This is a genomic window from Ensifer sp. GW101-20A05, from assembly GCF_059424735.1.
The window spans coordinates 111,583-128,658 of record NZ_JBWKZT010000012.1; the positions used below are offsets into that span (position 1 = coordinate 111,583).

Annotated in this window: 13 protein-coding genes; 11 read left to right on the forward strand and 2 right to left on the reverse strand. The window is 61.9% G+C overall.

Annotated elements, in window-relative coordinates; translation table 11 throughout:
* Window positions 1–5: 5 nt before the first annotated feature.
* Window positions 6–593, reverse strand: a complete 588-nt coding sequence (locus tag AC070A_RS25375) for a deaminase (protein ID WP_492384530.1) — start codon at window positions 591–593, stop codon at window positions 6–8.
* Window positions 594–824: 231 nt separating this feature from the next.
* On the opposite strand from AC070A_RS25375, the gene cysG reads away from it, so the two are divergent.
* From cysG to scpC, 6 genes are all read left to right on the forward strand, one after another.
* Window positions 825–2,285 (forward strand): siroheme synthase CysG, encoded by a 1,461-nt coding sequence (gene cysG / locus AC070A_RS25380; RefSeq protein WP_057255694.1) that lies wholly within the window; start codon window positions 825–827, stop codon window positions 2,283–2,285.
* 10 nt (window positions 2,286–2,295) lie between these two features.
* Window positions 2,296–2,610, forward strand: coding sequence for a DUF2849 domain-containing protein (locus AC070A_RS25385; protein ID WP_057255696.1), 315 nt, complete (start codon window positions 2,296–2,298; stop codon window positions 2,608–2,610).
* Window positions 2,611–2,624: 14 nt separating this feature from the next.
* Complete coding sequence (locus AC070A_RS25390; protein ID WP_058320589.1) at window positions 2,625–4,295, forward strand: nitrite/sulfite reductase; 1,671 nt, start codon at window positions 2,625–2,627, stop codon at window positions 4,293–4,295.
* Window positions 4,296–4,311: 16 nt separating this feature from the next.
* Window positions 4,312–4,812, forward strand: coding sequence for a DUF934 domain-containing protein (locus AC070A_RS25395; protein ID WP_113736718.1), 501 nt, complete (start codon window positions 4,312–4,314; stop codon window positions 4,810–4,812).
* 144 nt (window positions 4,813–4,956) lie between these two features.
* Window positions 4,957–5,769, forward strand: coding sequence for a ferredoxin--NADP reductase (locus AC070A_RS25400; protein ID WP_113736719.1), 813 nt, complete (start codon window positions 4,957–4,959; stop codon window positions 5,767–5,769).
* 256 nt (window positions 5,770–6,025) lie between these two features.
* Window positions 6,026–7,546, forward strand: a complete 1,521-nt coding sequence (gene scpC / locus AC070A_RS25405; RefSeq protein ID WP_113736720.1) for a succinyl-CoA:acetate CoA-transferase ScpC — start codon at window positions 6,026–6,028, stop codon at window positions 7,544–7,546.
* A 77-nt stretch (window positions 7,547–7,623) separates the two neighbouring features.
* Here scpC and AC070A_RS25410 read toward each other — a convergent pair whose 3' ends face one another.
* Complete coding sequence (locus AC070A_RS25410; protein WP_113513027.1) at window positions 7,624–8,241, reverse strand: GntR family transcriptional regulator; 618 nt, start codon at window positions 8,239–8,241, stop codon at window positions 7,624–7,626.
* Window positions 8,242–8,513: 272 nt separating this feature from the next.
* Here AC070A_RS25410 and AC070A_RS25415 point away from each other — a divergent pair, with 272 nt between their 5' ends.
* The 5 genes from AC070A_RS25415 to AC070A_RS25435 are packed head-to-tail and all read left to right on the forward strand — an operon-like array spanning window position 8,514 to window position 17,039.
* A complete protein-coding gene (locus tag AC070A_RS25415) occupies window positions 8,514–9,773 on the forward strand; it encodes a ferredoxin reductase family protein (protein WP_113736721.1) in 1,260 nt (419 codons plus the stop codon).
* A 46-nt stretch (window positions 9,774–9,819) separates the two neighbouring features.
* The gene (locus tag AC070A_RS25420) at window positions 9,820–13,050 is read left to right on the forward strand and encodes a c-type cytochrome (protein WP_113736722.1); all 3,231 of its coding nucleotides are present in this window, start codon (window positions 9,820–9,822) and stop codon (window positions 13,048–13,050) included.
* 10 nt (window positions 13,051–13,060) lie between these two features.
* Window positions 13,061–13,963 (forward strand): OmpA family protein, encoded by a 903-nt coding sequence (locus AC070A_RS25425; RefSeq protein ID WP_113736723.1) that lies wholly within the window; start codon window positions 13,061–13,063, stop codon window positions 13,961–13,963.
* 2 nt (window positions 13,964–13,965) lie between these two features.
* The gene (locus AC070A_RS25430; RefSeq protein ID WP_113736724.1) at window positions 13,966–15,510 is read left to right on the forward strand and encodes a caspase family protein; all 1,545 of its coding nucleotides are present in this window, start codon (window positions 13,966–13,968) and stop codon (window positions 15,508–15,510) included.
* The gene (locus AC070A_RS25435; protein ID WP_113736725.1) at window positions 15,507–17,039 is read left to right on the forward strand and encodes a caspase family protein; all 1,533 of its coding nucleotides are present in this window, start codon (window positions 15,507–15,509) and stop codon (window positions 17,037–17,039) included. The genes AC070A_RS25430 and AC070A_RS25435 overlap by 4 nt, the downstream gene beginning before the upstream one ends.
* Window positions 17,040–17,076: the final 37 nt, after the last annotated feature.

Consider the following 17,076-nt stretch of genomic DNA (forward strand, 5'->3'; position numbering starts at 1 on the left):
GGATCTCAGTTCAGCGGAATGGCGTTGTCGTCCTTGCCCGACTGGTAGTTGTCGGAAAGGCTCTGGTAGCGGGCGCGGATGCGCAAATCTTGTTCGGCGAGCCGCGCCTTGGTCACAGGGTCGGCATCCCTGACGAGCGCGGCGATCGAGGCCGAATGCCAGAAGGCGTTGTCCTGCGCATAGCCGCCCGGCTCCAGCCGAAAGACTTCCTTCAGGATCTTGAGGTCATGCGGGATCGCGAAGCTGTCACGCGAATCCTCGTGGCTGAAGAAGTAATAGAAATTGTCGAAGCCGGCCCAGGTGATGGCCGAAAGGCACATGGAGCAGGGCTCGTGCGTCGAAAGAAAGATGAGGTCGCGGGTATCAGGCGTGTCCGCCATCTCGTAGAAACGCTTCAGCGTGTGAACCTCGCCATGCCAGAGCGGATTTTCCGTCTCGTTGTTGGTTTCGGCCAGCACCAGCGACAGATCGGACTTGCGCAGGATTGCGGCGCCAAACACCTTGTTTCCGGCGGCCACACCCTTTTCGGTGAGCGGCAGGATATCCTGCTCGATGACGGTCAAAAGCCGTTCGGCGAGGTCCGATTGGGTCATGTCTTGCATCTCCGCCAGGTCAGTGCCCGCATTTAACGGAGGATGCCCCCGCGGCGCAATGGCTGCGGACGGGCCGGCGCTTTAGCAGGCCCGGAGATATTTGCTCAAAATGATGCGCCGCCGAGCAAAACAATACGTGCCCGGAAAGGCAATGAAATTTCTGTTCCTTCAAATGTGGTGCCCTATGCGGGATATTCGGCGCAGCCTGTAGAAGGAACCGTTTGCCAGACCATGACGCAGCAGCTCGCCGTTTTCCCCGCATTCTTTCGCGTCGCGCAGAAGCGCGTGGCGGTGTTCGGCAATGGCGACGAGGCCTTCGCGAAGGTGCGGCTGCTGTTGAACACGGAAGCGTCTCTCGTCGTCTTTGCCGATGAGCCTGAAGCGGATTTTGCACAGTATCTGCGCGACCGCGGCGTTGAACATGTTCGGGCTGCCTTCGCAGCCGAGCAGCTTGACGGCGCCATCCTCGTCTTCGCTGCAACCGGCGACGCCGCGGAGGATCGCCGTATTGTCACTGCCGCGCGCGATCGCAAGATCCCGGCCAACGCCGTCGACCAGCCCGACTATTGCGATTTCTTCACCCCCGCGCTCGTCAACCGCGCGCCGGTCGCCGTTGCCATCGGTACGGAAGGTGCGGGCCCGGTGCTCGCGCAGATGATCCGCGCCCAGATCGATCAGCTTCTTTCGCCGTCGCTCGGAGTCGTCGCCTCGCTCGCGGCAAGCTACCGCGAGGCGGTTGATCGCCTGGTGCCGCGTGGCGTGGCGCGTCGGCTCTTCTGGCGCCGGTTCTTCCAGGGGCCGGTTGCCGATAAGGTCGCCGGCGGTGATCTGGCCGCTGCCCGCCGTGAGGTTTCACGTCTGCTCGATGCGCCCGAGAAGGCGCCGGGCCACGTGTGGCTCGTTGGCGCCGGTCCGGGTGCCGAAGACCTGTTGACCCTGCGCGCCCAGCGCGTGTTGATGGAAGCCGATGCGATCGTCTATGACGCGCTGGTACCGCAGGCGATCGTCGATATGGGCCGCCGTGACGCCGAGCGTCTCTCTGTTGGCAAGCGCAAGGGCTGCCACACTAAGTCTCAAGGTGAGATCAACCAGTTGCTCGTGACGCTCGCGGCCGAAGGCAAGCGCGTGGTTCGGCTGAAATCCGGGGATCCCCTGGTCTATGGCCGCGCTGGTGAGGAAATGGCTGCCCTCCGCGAAGCCGGTATCAGCTACGAGATCGTCCCGGGCATCACCTCCGCCTTCGCCGCTGCCGCTGATTTCGAACTGCCGCTGACGCTTCGGGGTGTCGCATCGTCGCTGGTCTTCACGACAGGTCACGATCTGACTGGCGAGGTCCTACCCGATTGGGCGCGGCTTGCCGTTTCTGGCGCGACGATCGCTGTCTATATGGGTCGCACGGTCGCGGCCTCCGTCGCCGAGCGTCTGATGCAGGCGGGTCTGCCTGCGGAAACCACGGTCGCGGTGATCGAGAATGCCAGCCGCGCGGATCGTCGCCTGCTGCATGGCACGCTCAAGGACCTTCCGGACCTGGAAAACCGGACTGAGCTTTCGGGTCCCGTCATGGTCATCATCGGCGACGCCGTCGCAGGCGCCAACTTCGAGCGGTCCGAGCCGCTGGTCGTCGGCAAGGCACGCGATGCCAAGAGAATCGTTGAAGTCGCCCTGGGGCGTAACGAACAGATTTTGAACTGAGGAAGAGGTCATGGTGAGCAAGGTTTTGACGGCAAACAGGCTTTCGGACGGCATTTCCGTCTGGCTGGATGCTGCGGGCAACTGGGTCGAATCGCTTCAGGATGCCTTCATCGCCCGCCATGCTGAGGCCGTGACGGCGCTCGAAGCCACCGGCAAACAGGCTTTCGACGACAACAAAGTCGTCGATGCCAATGTGGTCGACGTCGAAGAGGTCAACGGCACGCTTCGCCCGCTGCGCATGCGCGAGCGCATTCGTGCCGAAGGCCCGTCGATCCCCTATGCTGCCGGCTACAACGGGCTGGCCGGCCCGAAACACGCTGCCTGAGGAACCGATACCCGATGTACCGTTACGATGAATTCGACCACGCTTTCGTTTCCTCCCGCGTCGAACAGTTCCGCGATCAGGTCGAGCGCCGGCTGAGCGGCGAGCTCGCCGAGGACGCCTTCAAGCCGCTGCGCCTGATGAACGGCGTTTACCTGCAGCTTCATGCCTATATGCTGCGCGTCGCCATTCCCTATGGCACCTTGTCGAGCCGCCAGATGCGCATGCTTGCCCATATCGCGCGCAAGTATGACCGCGGCTACGGCCACTTCACCACGCGCCAGAACATCCAGTACAATTGGCCGCGCCTGTCGGACACGCCGGATATCCTGCAGGAACTGGCAAGCGTCGAGATGCATGCGCTGCAGACGTCAGGCAATTGCATTCGCAACGTCACAGCCGATCACTTCGCCGGTGCGGCTGCCGATGAAGTAGCGGATCCAAGGCCTTATGCCGAGATCCTCAGACAATGGTCGAGCGTGCATCCGGAGTTTTCGTTCCTGCCGCGCAAGTTCAAGATCGCCGTGACCGGCGCTGAGCGCGACCGCGCCGCGATCCAGGTCCACGACATCGGGCTGCACCTGAAGAAGGACGAGAACGGCCGCATCGGCTTTGCCGTCTATGTCGGCGGTGGCCAGGGCCGCACGCCGATGATCGCCAAGAAGATCCGCGACTTCCTGCCGGAAGAGGATTTGTTGTCCTACACCACGGCGATCATGCGCGTGTACAACCTGCATGGCCGTCGCGACAACAAGTACAAGGCGCGCATCAAGATCCTCGTGCACGAAACCGGTGCCGAGGAGCTGTCGCGTCAGGTCGAAGTCGAATTCGCGGCGTTGAAGGACACCGAGCTGAAGCTGCCGGAAACCGACATTCAGGCAATCTCCACCTACTTCGCGCCGCCCGCCCTCGAAAACCGCGCCGAGGGCTGGGAAAGCCTTGCACGCTGGAAGAAAACCGATACGGACTTTGCCCGCTGGGTGCAGCAGAACGTGCAGCCGCACAAGCACCCGGACTACGGCATGGTGACGATCTCGCTGAAGCCGATCGGCGGCATTCCGGGTGACGCCAGCGACGCGCAGATGGATGCCGTTGCCGATATCGCCGAGGAATATGCCTTCGACGAAATCCGCGTCAGCCATGAGCAGAACCTCATCCTGCCGCATGTGGCACTGGCCGATCTTGAACCGGTCTACCGTGCGCTCGTTGCCGCCGGTCTCGCCACCGCCAATGCCGGCCTGATCACGGACATCATCGCCTGTCCCGGGCTGGACTATTGCGCGCTCGCCAATGCGCGCTCCATTCCGGTGGCCCAGGAAATTTCGACCCGCTTCGGTTCGCCCGAGCGCCAGGCCGAGATCGGCGAGCTGAAGATCAAGATCTCCGGCTGCATCAACGCCTGCGGTCATCACCATGTCGGCCATATCGGCCTGCTCGGCGTCGAGAAAAAGGGTGCGGAACTTTATCAGATCACGCTCGGCGGCTCCGGCGACGAGAACACGTCCATCGGCGAGATCATCGGCCGCGGCTTTGAGCCGGAGAAGGTGACCGACGCGGTGGAGACGATCGTCGACACCTATCTGGGACTGCGCCGCGACAGGCAAGAGACCTTCCTCGAAGCCTATCGCCGCGTCGGCCCGCAACCCTTCAAGGACGCGCTCTACGGCAGTGCGCAGGAAGCTGCCTGAGGCGCAAGGAACGAACATGACGAAAATCTGGAAGGAAACCGGCTTCGTGGGCGATGATCCCTGGATCATCGAGACCGAGGAAACAAAGGCAGGCTCGAACGAGAAGGCGATCGTCGGCCTCGACGCATTCCTCGCCAGGGTGGAGACGAGCGACGAAACCGGCCTCGGCGTGGTGATAGCACCGGCGGACGACGTGACGAAGCTCGCGCCGCATCTCGATCGCATCGCCCTGGTGGCGGTGGCGTTCCCGGCCTTCAACGACGGCCGCGCCTTCAGCCATGCGTCGCTGCTGCGTTCGCGGCTCGGCTTCGGCGGTGAGGTGAGAGCGGTTGGCGACGTGTTGATCGACCAGATTCCGCTGATGCTGCGCTGTGGTGTCGACAGCTTTGCGGTCAGCAATGCGACGGCTCTTAAGCGCCTAGCAGAGGGACGCCTGCCGGGCATCGCCGTGCACTACCAGCCGACGGCAAAGCCTTCCGCCGACGCGAAATCCTATAGCTGGCGGCGGGTTTCTTAAGTCTCGATCAGCCGCGACAGTGTGAAGCACGCGGAAATCCCCGAAAGCGACTATATTTGGAAGGGATTTCCTTCCCATTGCGCGTGGCTTGGAATATCCGATCATTGTTGATAAACAGGGTCATCATTACAGGACTTTAGCCAGATGAATGCTCCGGCAAAAACGGAAGATTTCGCGATCCAGGCACCGGCAGGCGTTTACGTCGAGACGGTGACGAGCGTTGAGCACTATACGGATCGGCTCTTCCGCTTCCGCATGACCCGCCCTGCCGAATTCCGCTTCCGCTCGGGCGAATTCGCGATGATCGGCCTGATGGTCGGCGACAAGCCGGTCTATCGCGCCTATTCGATCGCCAGCCCTGCCTGGGACGAAGAGCTGGAGTTCTTCTCGATCAAGGTGCCGGATGGCCCGCTGACCTCGCATCTGCAGGGAATCAAGCCCGGCGATAAGGTGCTGATGCGCAAGAAGCCGACCGGCACGCTGGTGCTCGATGCGCTGGTTCCCGGCCGAAGGCTCTACATGTTCTCGACCGGAACCGGTATTGCGCCCTTCGCAAGCCTGATCCGTGATCCGGAAACCTATGAGAAGTTCGAGGAAGTGATCCTCACCCATACCTGCCGCGACGTCGCCGAGCTGAAATACGGCTTCGACCTCGTGGAGGAGATCCGCAACCACGAGTTCCTGAACGAGATCGTCGGCGACAAGCTACGCCACTATGCGACAGTCACGCGCGAGGACTATCCGTTCAAGGGCCGCGTCACCGACCTGATGGTCAACGGCAAGTTCTTCTCCGATCTCGGCCTGCCGCCGCTTGATCCGGCGATCGATCGCGGCATGATTTGCGGCTCGACGGCGATGCTGAAGGACACCAAGGAAATCCTCGAAGCTGCGCGCTTGACCGAAGGCGCCAACAACAAGCCGGCCGAATTCGTGATCGAGCGGGCCTTCGTCGGCTGATCCTTTTTTGTGCAGTCTTATCGTTTGAAGGGCGCGCCTTGGGTGCGCCCTTCGTCGTTTGTGGCGATGCGTGGTGGAGCTATGCATTTGCGGTAGCTCGGCCCTGTCCATTCTGCGTGTCGCGCAGCTTCGCCAAGGGCTATCGTGCCTCCGTAAAACTTCATAACGTGTGCGTGCAGCCATGCAGATTTAGCGCACCGAAACCAAGCCCGCGCCGTCCTGATGTGAGCCCCGCGGGCTCTGCAGGGAGTGCCCGATGAGCCGCGATACTCGAACAAGCCTTGAGACCAGGATTCGCTGCAGGCCACTGCGTGATCGCATCGCCACGCCGGAAGCGGCGGCCGCGCTCATCAAGGATGGCATGACAATCGGCATGAGCGGCTTCACCAAGGCGGGCGATGCCAAGGCGGTTCCGCTCGCGATGGCCGAACGTGCGGCGCGCGAGAAGTTTCGCATCACGCTGATGACCGGCGCTTCGCTCGGTCACGACATCGACAGGACGTTGACGGAAGCCGGTGTCCTTGCCCGGCGCCTGCCGTTTCAGTCCGATCCCGTTCTTAGGGCCGCGATCAACCGTGGCGAGGTGATGTTCATCGACCAGCATCTCTCGGAAACCGTCGAGCAGTTGCGCTCCGGACAGATCAGCCCGATCGACTATGCGGTGGTTGAGGCGGTGGCAATTACCGAGGATGGCGGCATCGTGCCGTCGACATCGGTCGGCAACTCCGCAAGCTTCGCGATCCTGGCGAAGAAGGTGATCGTAGAGCTCAATCTCAGCCATAGCCCCGAGCTCGAAGGCCTGCACGACATCTACATTCCGGCGAAGCGCCCGAGCCGCACGCCGATCCCGGTCGTTGCTTGCGACAGCCGCGCAGGTTCACCCTACATCCCGGTCGATCCCGAAAAGATCGTCGCTATCGTTGTCACGGAGAAAGAGGACAGCGCTGCGCGCATCTCGCCGCCGGACGCCGAAACCACCGCGATTGCCGGCCACCTGATCGGCTTCCTGCAGGAAGAGGTGCGCAGAGGCCGCCTCGACATGACGCTCAATCCGTTGCAGGCCGGCATCGGCGTCATCGCCAATTCAGTGCTGAGCGGTCTCGTCGACAGTCCCTTCCATGATCTGCGCATGTACAGCGAGGTGCTTCAGGACAGCACGTTCGAGCTCTTCGAGGCAGGCAAGCTGAGTTTCGCCTCGGCATCGTCGATGACGTTGAGCAGCGCTTGGGCCGATCGGGTGTTCCGCAACATCGGCGCCTACAAGGACAAGCTGGTCCTCCGGCCGCAGGAGGTGAGCAACCATCCGGAGATCATTCGCCGCCTGGGTGTCATCGGCATCAACACGGCGCTCGAATTCGATATCTACGGCAACGTCAATTCGACCCATGTCGGCGGCACCGACATGATGAACGGCATTGGCGGCTCTGGCGATTTCGCCCGCAACGCCTTCCTGTCCATCTTCGTCGCCAAGTCGGTTGCCAAGGGCGGCGCCATCTCGTCCGTCGTGCCGATGGTGTCCCATGTCGACCACACGGAGCATGACGTCGATATTCTTGTGACCGAGCACGGACTTGCCGATCTGCGCGGGCTGGCGCCACGGGAGCGTGCGCCCGTCGTTATCAGCAACTGTTGCCACCCGGCCTACCGCGAATTGCTCCTAGACTACTTCGAACGTGCGGTCGCGACCCGCGGTGGCCAGACGCCTCACATCCTTGAGGAGGCTTTCGCTTGGCATGTACGACGCCTGAAGACTGGAAGCATGATGCCAACCGCGTGATTTGAAGGATTTGAAGCGAAGAAATCACTGTGAAAGCAAGTATTTGCGATGATTTCTTCGAGTTCATTCAAGCATCTTCAGGCGTCTGAGAGATAGTTCATCAACTCCGTCATGGCTGCAGACGCACCTGGAGCGTCAGCCCTCTCGATCGCATCGATCACGATGACATGGCGGCGGACGGATCCCACCATCTTCTCGGGAGAGGATGACGCAAACCAGATCCGGCGCGCATGCGTCTGCAAAGGCGCCAGCGCCGCAGTCAGGAAGCGGTTGGGACAGGCCTCCTCCATCAGTTCGTCAAAGACCTTGTCGGCCACGAGGAACCCCTCCATGTCGCCTGCGTCGAGGCGGGCGGCCATCTCCGCGCCGCAAGCCTTCATCGCACTTCTGTCATCGGCGCTCGCGTGTGTCGCTACCAGAGCGGCCGCAAGCGGCTCCAGCTTCTGCCGGGCCTGCATGACATGGACCTGGTCGTCGGGGCGGATCGTGGTGATCTGCAGGCCGACGCGTGGTCGGACATCCATCAGGCCCTGCCAGGCAAGCTTCTGGATCGCCTCGCGAACCGGCGTTCGGCCAAGCCCCGCGAGCTCGATCAATTGTCTCTCGGTGACCAGCGCGCCGGGCTCGAGCTTCAGTGTAACGATGAGGCGTTCGAGCGCGAGGTAGGCGAGGTGAGCATGGGATTGCAGTGACATGCCGTTCCTTTGCTTCTGATATATCAGGAGCTTGCACAATTTTTCAGAAGGAGGCAAGCAAGGCGATCGTCGCATCTCTGTATCGCCTCTCAAGCTGATGCGAGCCTTGAGAAGCATAATTAAGCGATCGCTCAAAAATCACGAATTTCAAAGGCATGAATAAAGGAGGCTCATAGGCCGTTTCCAAGGGTATTGATGTTGACGAATGGTAAGGGGCTTGTCAGTCTTCCCCTTGGCAACAACCGTCTGACGTCGGCGTTGAGGGGCGCAAGATGCAAGTGGGCGCGTTTCTGGTCTGGTCGCTGATGGTGCTCGCAGGGCTGCTGGCCGTACCGGCGGTCAGCCACACCAATGCATTGACGACATTCTCGCTGATGGCGTCGTCCGCTGCCTTCGTCGGCATGGCGATCGCCCAGTTCATGGCGACCCGCCCGCCTTTCGTCGAAGCCTTGTTCGGTGGGCTCGATCGCGTCTACCACTTCCACCGGAGGATCGGCATCTCGGTGCTGTGCCTTATCCTCATCCATTATTTCCTGAAACCGGACTTCAAGGGCCTAGCACTGACGAGCGGTTTGAACCAGCTGGCTGCTTCTGCCGGAAAATACGCGTTCTATGGTTTCGTCATCCTGCTTGTTCTCAGCATTGTCAAAATCATCCCGAGGACGAAGATCGAGATTCCCTACCATCTCTGGCGCTACACGCACCGTCTGATCGGCCTGCTCTTCGTTCTCGTCGCCTTCCATCAGATGTTCATCAAACATCCCTATGACGGCACGGCACTTCTGGCGGTTTATCTCAATGCCTTCGCCGCGCTCGGCATCCTGAGCTATGCCTACACCCAGCTTCTGCCGTGGCTCAGAACCCGCGGCTACGAAGTTTTCGAGGTGGCGAAGCATGACGGAGCGACGATGATCACGGCGCGACCGGTCGGACGGCCCATGCGAGCGAAGCCGGGCCAGTTCGGATTCCTGCGTGTCATGAAGCCGGGCCTGCGCGAGCCGCATCCGTTTACGATCGCCGGCATCGAGGCTGACGGTATCGTCCGCTTCGCGATCAAGCCGCTCGGCGACTACACGCAGGCGCTCCGCGATGGTGTCGCGGTCGGTGATCGGCTGAAGCTCGAAGGCGGCTATGGCCGCTTCAACCATCGCCGCGGCGGCAAGAAGCAGATCTGGCTCGCCGGCGGCATCGGGGTCACGCCGTTTCTGGCAATGGCCCGGCACCTGACGGGCGATGAAGGCCAGGAGATTCACATGGTCTACTGCGTGCGCGATAGGCGCGAGGCGATCGGCCTGGAGACCTTCGAGGCGCAAGCCCAGAAACTCGGAAACTTCAGTTTTATCCTGCACGACTCTTCTACGGATGGACGCCTGGACGCTGCCAAGCTGGCGACCGGAAGCGCGATCGATCCGGCGGAGGCCGACCTTTGGTTCTGCGGTCCGCCGCCACTGAGGGAAGCAATCGTCAAGGGCTTGAAAGATCTTGGCAAGAGGCCGCGTCGGGTCGAATTCGAGCAATTTCAGTTTCGATAGACAGCAGATTTCAGTAGCGATTCTATTGTTTTAGGGAGAGGCTTTCATGCGCGGTCTGCAGGCAAAAGGAGAGAGTGCTTCGCCAAGAGCCGGCCTCGGCCGGGGACCACTGGCATTCTCGTTGGCGGCGTTGGCCGCCGCCGTCTTGCTCTGTCCCGCCCTTGCCGAAGCGCGCGACGCCTTCGCCGACGACGCGTTTTCGACCTACAAGGCCAATGTCGACAATGGCAAATACGTGTTCAATGCCGCGGGCTGCGGCGCCTGCCATGGTTCCGGCGACAATACTGAATTGCTTTCCGGCGGCATGGAGATGAACACGGCGATCGGCACATTCTATGCGCCGAACATTTCGCCCCACGCCAACGGCATCGGCGGCTGGACCAACGCCCAGTTTCTGAACGCGGTGCTGGTCGGTCTCGACCGGGAGAGCAACAATCTCTATCCGGTCATGCCCTATACATCCTATGGCGGGATGAAGCCGGAGGATGCGCTCGATATCAAGGCCTATATCGAGACACTGCCGCGGTCTGACGCCGCCTCGAAGGAACACGAGATCGCCTTCCCCTTCAGTCGTCAGACGACGATCACGCTGTGGAAGCGCAGTCACTTCACGGTGCCGGACTATCAGCCGCGGGAGGAGACGCAAGCCGAGCGCGGCCGCTATCTTGTCGAGAACGTCGGCGGCTGCGGTGATTGTCACACCCCGCGCACCACCACCTACGGGCTCGATCTGGAGCGCGCCTACCAGGGTGAAAAGGATCTGACGGGTGCGGTCGCCCCGGACATCAGCAAGGCGAAGATGGCGGGGCTTGCTTCGCCCGATGTGTTCACCAGAGGCCTGATCGACGAAGGCAAGAAACTCTCGGGCGCGCCGGTCAGCGATCCCGTGATGCGGCGCATCGCCAAGGGCCTGAGCGTTCTGACGGAGGAAGACCGCCGGGCGATTTACGCCTTCCTCTCCGACCGCGAGGTGAAGGCGCCGGCGCCGGTGGCGCAATCTGTAACTGCCGTCTGCAAAGAAAACACGGCGGCGGAAGCGCTCGGTGGCGACAATGCGGCACTGGCACAGCAGGCGGACGCCTTCATCGGCAAATACTGCCGCAACTGCCACGGACCGGGCGAAAGCTCGCAGGGGAGCTACCCCGCCGGCGACCTCGCTTCGATCGGCGCGGATGCCAATTTCGTGGCGCCGGGCGACGCATCGAAGTCACGCCTCTATACGACCGTCGTTAGCGGCCGCATGCCGCTCGGCAAGCGGCCCTCGGCCGAAGAGATCAATGTGCTGGAGGACTGGCTCAATTCTCTGAGTGAGAAGAGCTTGCCGCAAACGGCTGCGGCCAAGCCCGACCGTTCACGTCCGATACTATCCTATGACCAGTTCGTCGAGGCGGCGCTGAAGGACATCGACAAGGTCAACGAACTCGACCGTCCCTTCATGCGCTACTTCTCCTACCGCGACCAGTATAATGGCATGATGGGTTGCGAGGACGACCAAACCTTCATGAAGCGCATGGATGTGCTCGCCGGCGGCTTCAAGAAGCTGCTGAATTCGCTCTCCTATGGGCCGAAATTGGTTCTGCCGACCGAAGTCGATGGCACCAACGGATTGCTCGTGCGTGTCGATCTGCGCGAGCTGCAATGGGAAACCGCGGACTACGACTTCCTGATCAAGCGCTATTTCTACGGTGTCGACCCTGAGAGCGATGCTTCGCTGGCCGCACTTTCCAAGGAGACGGCGACGCAATTGCCGATCATGAGGATCGACTGGTTCATGAGCAATGGCGCCCGGCCGGAGATCTACAATCGGCTGATGCGGCTACCGACCGAGATCAGCGAACTCGAAAAGCGCTTCAAGATCGATGTGGCCGACAACATTCGCCGGCGCAACGTCCTGCGCGCCGGTTTCGCCGACGGCTCATCCGGAGTGTCGGACCACAATCGCATGCTGGAACGGCACGACATGCCGTTCGGCGGCTACTACTGGAAGTCCTATGACTTCGGCGGCGACCTGGGCAAGCAGGTATTGAAGCGTTTCCCGCACGGGCCGAAGGAACTCGCTCCGCTCGACGCAGGTTTGGTGCCGTTCGAGCATGATGGCGGCGAGATGATCTTCTCGCTCCCGAACGGACTGCAGGGCTATTACCTTTCGAATGCGGCGGGCAAGCAACTCGATGTCGGACCGACGACGATCGTATCGTTCCGCAAGCGGCCCATCGGCAAGGGCGTCGAGATCATCAATGCGCGATCCTGCGTCGATTGCCACGCCGACGGCATTCTGTCGAAGCGCGATCAGTTGCGTGAACATATCGAGACATCGACGCTGTTCAGCAAGGGCCAGCAGGACGTGCTGCTCGCCATGTATGTGAAGCAGGAGGAATTGGACGAGGCGTATCGCAAGGACCGCGAGCGTTTCGTCAATGCGCTGAAGGCGCTGGGTGTTACCGAGCCGACGCCGGATGGCGGTCTCCAGAGCAAGCACGCGCCGGGCGATGCAGAGATCATCACCTACTTCGCGGACAAATACGAAGACGAGCTCGACTTTGACGGTTTGGCGGCCGAGTTCGACATGACGCCGAAGCAATTCTCCGATGCGATCAAGCGCGTGACGAATACGGATGTTTTGCGCCTGGGGCTCGATTGGGTGACGACGCTTGAAGCAGGCGGAACGATCCCGCGCAATGAGGTCGAACAGCAATATGCCTTGCTACTGGAGCCGTTGCTGCAGCGTCGCCCCCTGGATACGGCAGCGATCGTCGTTGCCGGTTCCGAGCAAGCGGTGGACGCCAAGCCGCAGTCGATCGTGGCGGCCGTGCCTGCCTATCGCAAGGAGGATGCGGCGGCTGGCAACAAGCTCGCGCTCGCGCTCAACGTGAAGTCGACGACGGCGAAAGTCGGCGATCAGCTTTCTTTCGAGCTTAGCGCCAACCAAGCCTGCGAGCTGCAGATCCTCTATGTCGAGGAGAATGGCAATGTCGAGGTCATCCCGGATGTGATGATCGGCAACATCACCCTGCAGCCGGGCGAACGGCGCCTTATCCCGCAGCCGGGGACGGGCACGCTTACCTTCGATACGCCAGCACCATCCGAGTCGATGTTGGCTTTCTGCCGTGTCGGCGGACTTGGCGATCAGAGGCTCACCGTGGAGAAGGCGCGCGACTACGTGGCGAAGTCGAGGTTGCCACCGACAAGGGGGCTGGCAATCAACCTGGCCAAACAGGCCCAGGGCGATGCTGGGGCCAGCAGCGTTCAGATGGTGACCTTCGAGATCAAGAACTGACGAGCGAACAATGGCAAAGGTGATCCGGTCTCTTATTCTCGCGTCGGCAATGGTGCTGCCAGTCGCCTTGCCCGCGATGGCCTGCGATGGTCTTCGCCAGGCGTCCGAAGCGCTGAACCGCGGCGACGAGGCGGCCGCGCGTGCTGCCGCTGCTCCGGAGAGTGTGGCGGGATGTTCGTCAACGGAGATCGCGCTGACGCGTCGCGTCGTGGCGCTGGTGACCTTCAACCGTGTCGCGGCTGCCGTGGGGCAGGGCGCCAAGCTCGAAAGCTTCGAAGGCGACCTGACGACAGCGAGCAGAGACGCCGGCGGCCCGTGGCAGATCCTTGATGCGCTCGGCGACATTAGCCGGGAGCACCGCGACTATGAGGCGGCGGCGACCTATTATCAGCAGGCGCTGGAAGATTCGGCGAACGAGGAACTGACGCCCGATTGGATGGCGCCGGACAAGGACTACATCCTGCGGCTGGACAGGTTGGGCTCGGAAATGCGGCTTGCGGCAACCAAGCCCGTCAAGCTCGCCGCGCGCGGCGCCTGCAAGTTCTCCTATCGCGGCGTCTCGATCAAGAAGAAGGCCACCCCGGTGCGCTACGTCTTCGGCACCGCCGAATTCACGCCGGAGGGGCTGCAGTCGGCAAAGGATCTTTTCGAATGCCTGAAGTCGGCGAAACCGTCGACAATCACGCTGATTGGCCATACCGATCCGGTTGGCACGACCGAGGCGAACAAGGCATTGTCGATCGCCCGCGCCGAGGCCCTGGCGCATTACCTTGTGGATGCCGGATATCCGGGTACCTGGATAGCCGTCGGCAAGGGCGAGGAAGAGCCGTTCAAGACGGATGACCCGAGCGCCTACGACGAGGCGATGCTGCACCAACTCGACCGGCGGGTGGAAGTGGACGTGGGGAACTAGTTGTGTTGCACAGAATCCTGCTTTCGACGGTCCTGTTCGTCCTGCCCGTGCCCCCCGTCCTCGCGGCCACGTCGGCGCTGGTCGTCGGGGTGGATGCCTATCCGCATGAAGTGAGCCTCGACGGCGCAGTGAAGGACGCACGCGATGTCACGCAGGCGCTAAAGGCGGCCAATGTCGACACGATACGGCAGTTCATCAATGAGCAGGCGACGAAGGACGCCATCCGCTCCGCCTGGACCGAACTGGTCGCCGGCGCAGCCCGCGGCGATACGATCGTCTTCACCTATGCCGGGCACGGCGCGCAGATGCCGGAACTGATTGCGGGCAGCGAAGAAGACGGTCTGGACGAGTTCCTGGAACTACCCGGCTTCGACAGGAGCCGCGCGGAAGAAACCAGCAAGGAGATCATTGTCGACAACGAGCTGAACGCCTGGTTCGCGGAAGCGGAGGCCAAAGGTATTCAGGTTCTGTTCCTTTCCGACAGTTGCTTTTCCGGCGGCATGAACCGTTCCATTTCCGGTAAAACGCGGCTTGCACCGATCGTGCGTGCGAAGGTGCCGCCGCCGTCCGAAGAGGCGCTCAGGGGCGCGAAGGTGAAGGAAGCGGATCTGTCTCGCGTGACGATCCTGGCCGCGTCGCTCGAAAGCCAGCCGACGCCGGAAGTGGTGATCGGCGGCGAGCCGCGCGGGGCCCTGAGCTGGAGCTTTGCCCGCGCCATCGAGGGGGCTGCGGATCGCGACGGCGATGGCCGGATCTCGCGCATCGAGCTTGAGGATTATGTCTTCTCCAACGTCAAGCTTCAGTCGGAAGCGCTGCAGGTGCCGAACTTCACGCCGCAAGTGCCGCGCTCCGACAAGGAGATTGTCCTGTCCCTGCCGCGAAGCGCGACCATCGGCGCGGGCGCGACAGGCGACGCCGGAACGAAATTGAAGTCGCCGCGTGAAATGGGCTGGACGGGGAAACTGGCGCTCAGCGTCACCGGTACGGCGCCGCCGCTCAACAATCTCGGCGGCAATGGTGTGCCCTACCGCTGGGATGCTGCCACCGGGGTGTTCTACACGCCGAACGGCGATGTCGCCGGCGAACATATCGCGCCGGACATGCTCCAGGGCGCCGTCGACAAGTTTATCCTGGTCGATTTCCTGAAGGTCCTGGCGACGCAGAGCCCCGGCAGCGTTTCGCTCACGCCGTTGAAGGACATCTACGCGGCAGGTGACAGGCTGAATTTCAAGGCGGCGCAGGGCGACTACGCCAACATGCTGGTTTTCAATCTGGCGAATACCGGCGAAGCACAGCTTCTCGACGCGCAGATTGCGGGCAGTGGCAGCCACGCGTTTCAGCTTCAGGGCCTGGAGGTGGTGAAACCCTTCGGCGCGGATCACTTGGTCGCCATCTCGACCAATGCGCCGATCGACGCCATTGCGGCGGCCTTCTCCAACTCGAAGCTCGATGCCGCAGCGCTTCTGCGCCTCCTTGAAACACGGTTGGAGGACAGCGAAAGCACCATCGCCATCCAACCGCTTTACACGAGGGACCGGGGCCAATGAGCGCGCGTGGCAAGTCGTGGTGTACCGCGGCGCTTTCTGTGGTGGCATGGCTCGCCTTGCTTGCCGCTCCGGCCGTGGCCGGCGACCGGGTCTTGTTCATCGGTGTCGGCAGCTACCCGAACCTGTCGCCAATATTCGCGCTCAAAGGTCCGAAGAACGATCTCGTGGCAATGCAGGGCCTGCTGACGGGAAAACTTGGTTTCGATCCGTCCTCGATCCGCATTTTGAAGGACGAGCAGGCGACGCGAGCAGAAATACTCTCGGCCATGAACACGTGGCTTGTCGATGCAACAGGGTTTGGCGATCGCGTCTACATCTATTTTTCCGGCCACGGCCTTCAGGTGACGGATGCAGATGGCGACGAGCAGGATGGACTGGACGAGGCGCTGGCGCCCGTCGATATCGTCTCCGGTGAAACGGACTGGCAAGGCGCGATCCTCGACGATGAGATCGACCGGATCCTGGAGCGGCTGCAGGGGCGGGCGGTGACGATGGTGATCGACGCCTGCCATTCAGGCACGATCTCTCGTACGCTTTCCGACGACGTCTCGTCGGGCATCGAGGGCGCTCGTTTCCTGCCGCGCCCGCATGCCAAGCCGGTTGAGCAGGCCTTGACCCGCGGTCTCAGGATCGATCTTGCCGTTGTCGATAAGCCGAAGCTGGTGGAATCGGGCGTGACCGCCTGGAGCGCGGCTGCTCCATACCAGGTGGCCTGGGACGATGTGCGGCTTCCCGTCGAGGATCGGCACGGCGTGTTCACCGCGGCTTTCGTCGCTGGCCAGACCGGCAATGCGGCGGACGCCAACGGCAACGGCTTGACGAGCAACGCCGAACTGCTCGAATTCGCAAAGGCGCAGTCGACCGCTTACTGCTCCTCGCAGGAAAAATGCGGCAATCTCGACCCGCAATTGGAAAGCAAGGCGCAGACGCTTGGCGATAGTGCAATCGCCCCTGAAAAGCTCGGTGCGGGTGGCAACGGGCAGGGGACTTACCAGCAATCAAGCGCTCCAAGTGCGACGCCGACGACCTATCAGGACTCCGATGCGGTCAACGCGGTCGGTGACATCATCGGCAAGACCGAGACCGGCGAAGTGAAACTCGCCATAGATCGACCCACGACCATGAAGGCCGGCGACGTTTTCAAGGTGACAGTCACCAGCCAAACCGGCGGCGACCTGCTGCTCTTCGACGTGAACAGCCAGGGCAAGGCCACACAGATCTTCCCGAACGAGTTCGCACAAAAGATCACGCCACTTGCGCCAGACGTGCCGCTGACATTACCGGACGACTATTATGGCTTCGATTTCGAAGCGTCTGGCGAGGGCGAGAGTGCCTTCGTTGCACTCGTGGTCAGCGATGCCATCGATCTGGCTGACGTCGCTCCGAAAGCGCGCGGGTTGAAGATCGAGCTGGACGCGCGGGAAACCTTAAGCGAAGTCGTTGCACGATTGCAGAAGACCTGGACTGGCGACCTCGACCGCCGCGGTATTCACTGGTCCGTCGGCACTTTGCGCTATCGCGTTGAATAGGACCGAGCAATCCGAATAGAAAAAGCCCGCCTCGATG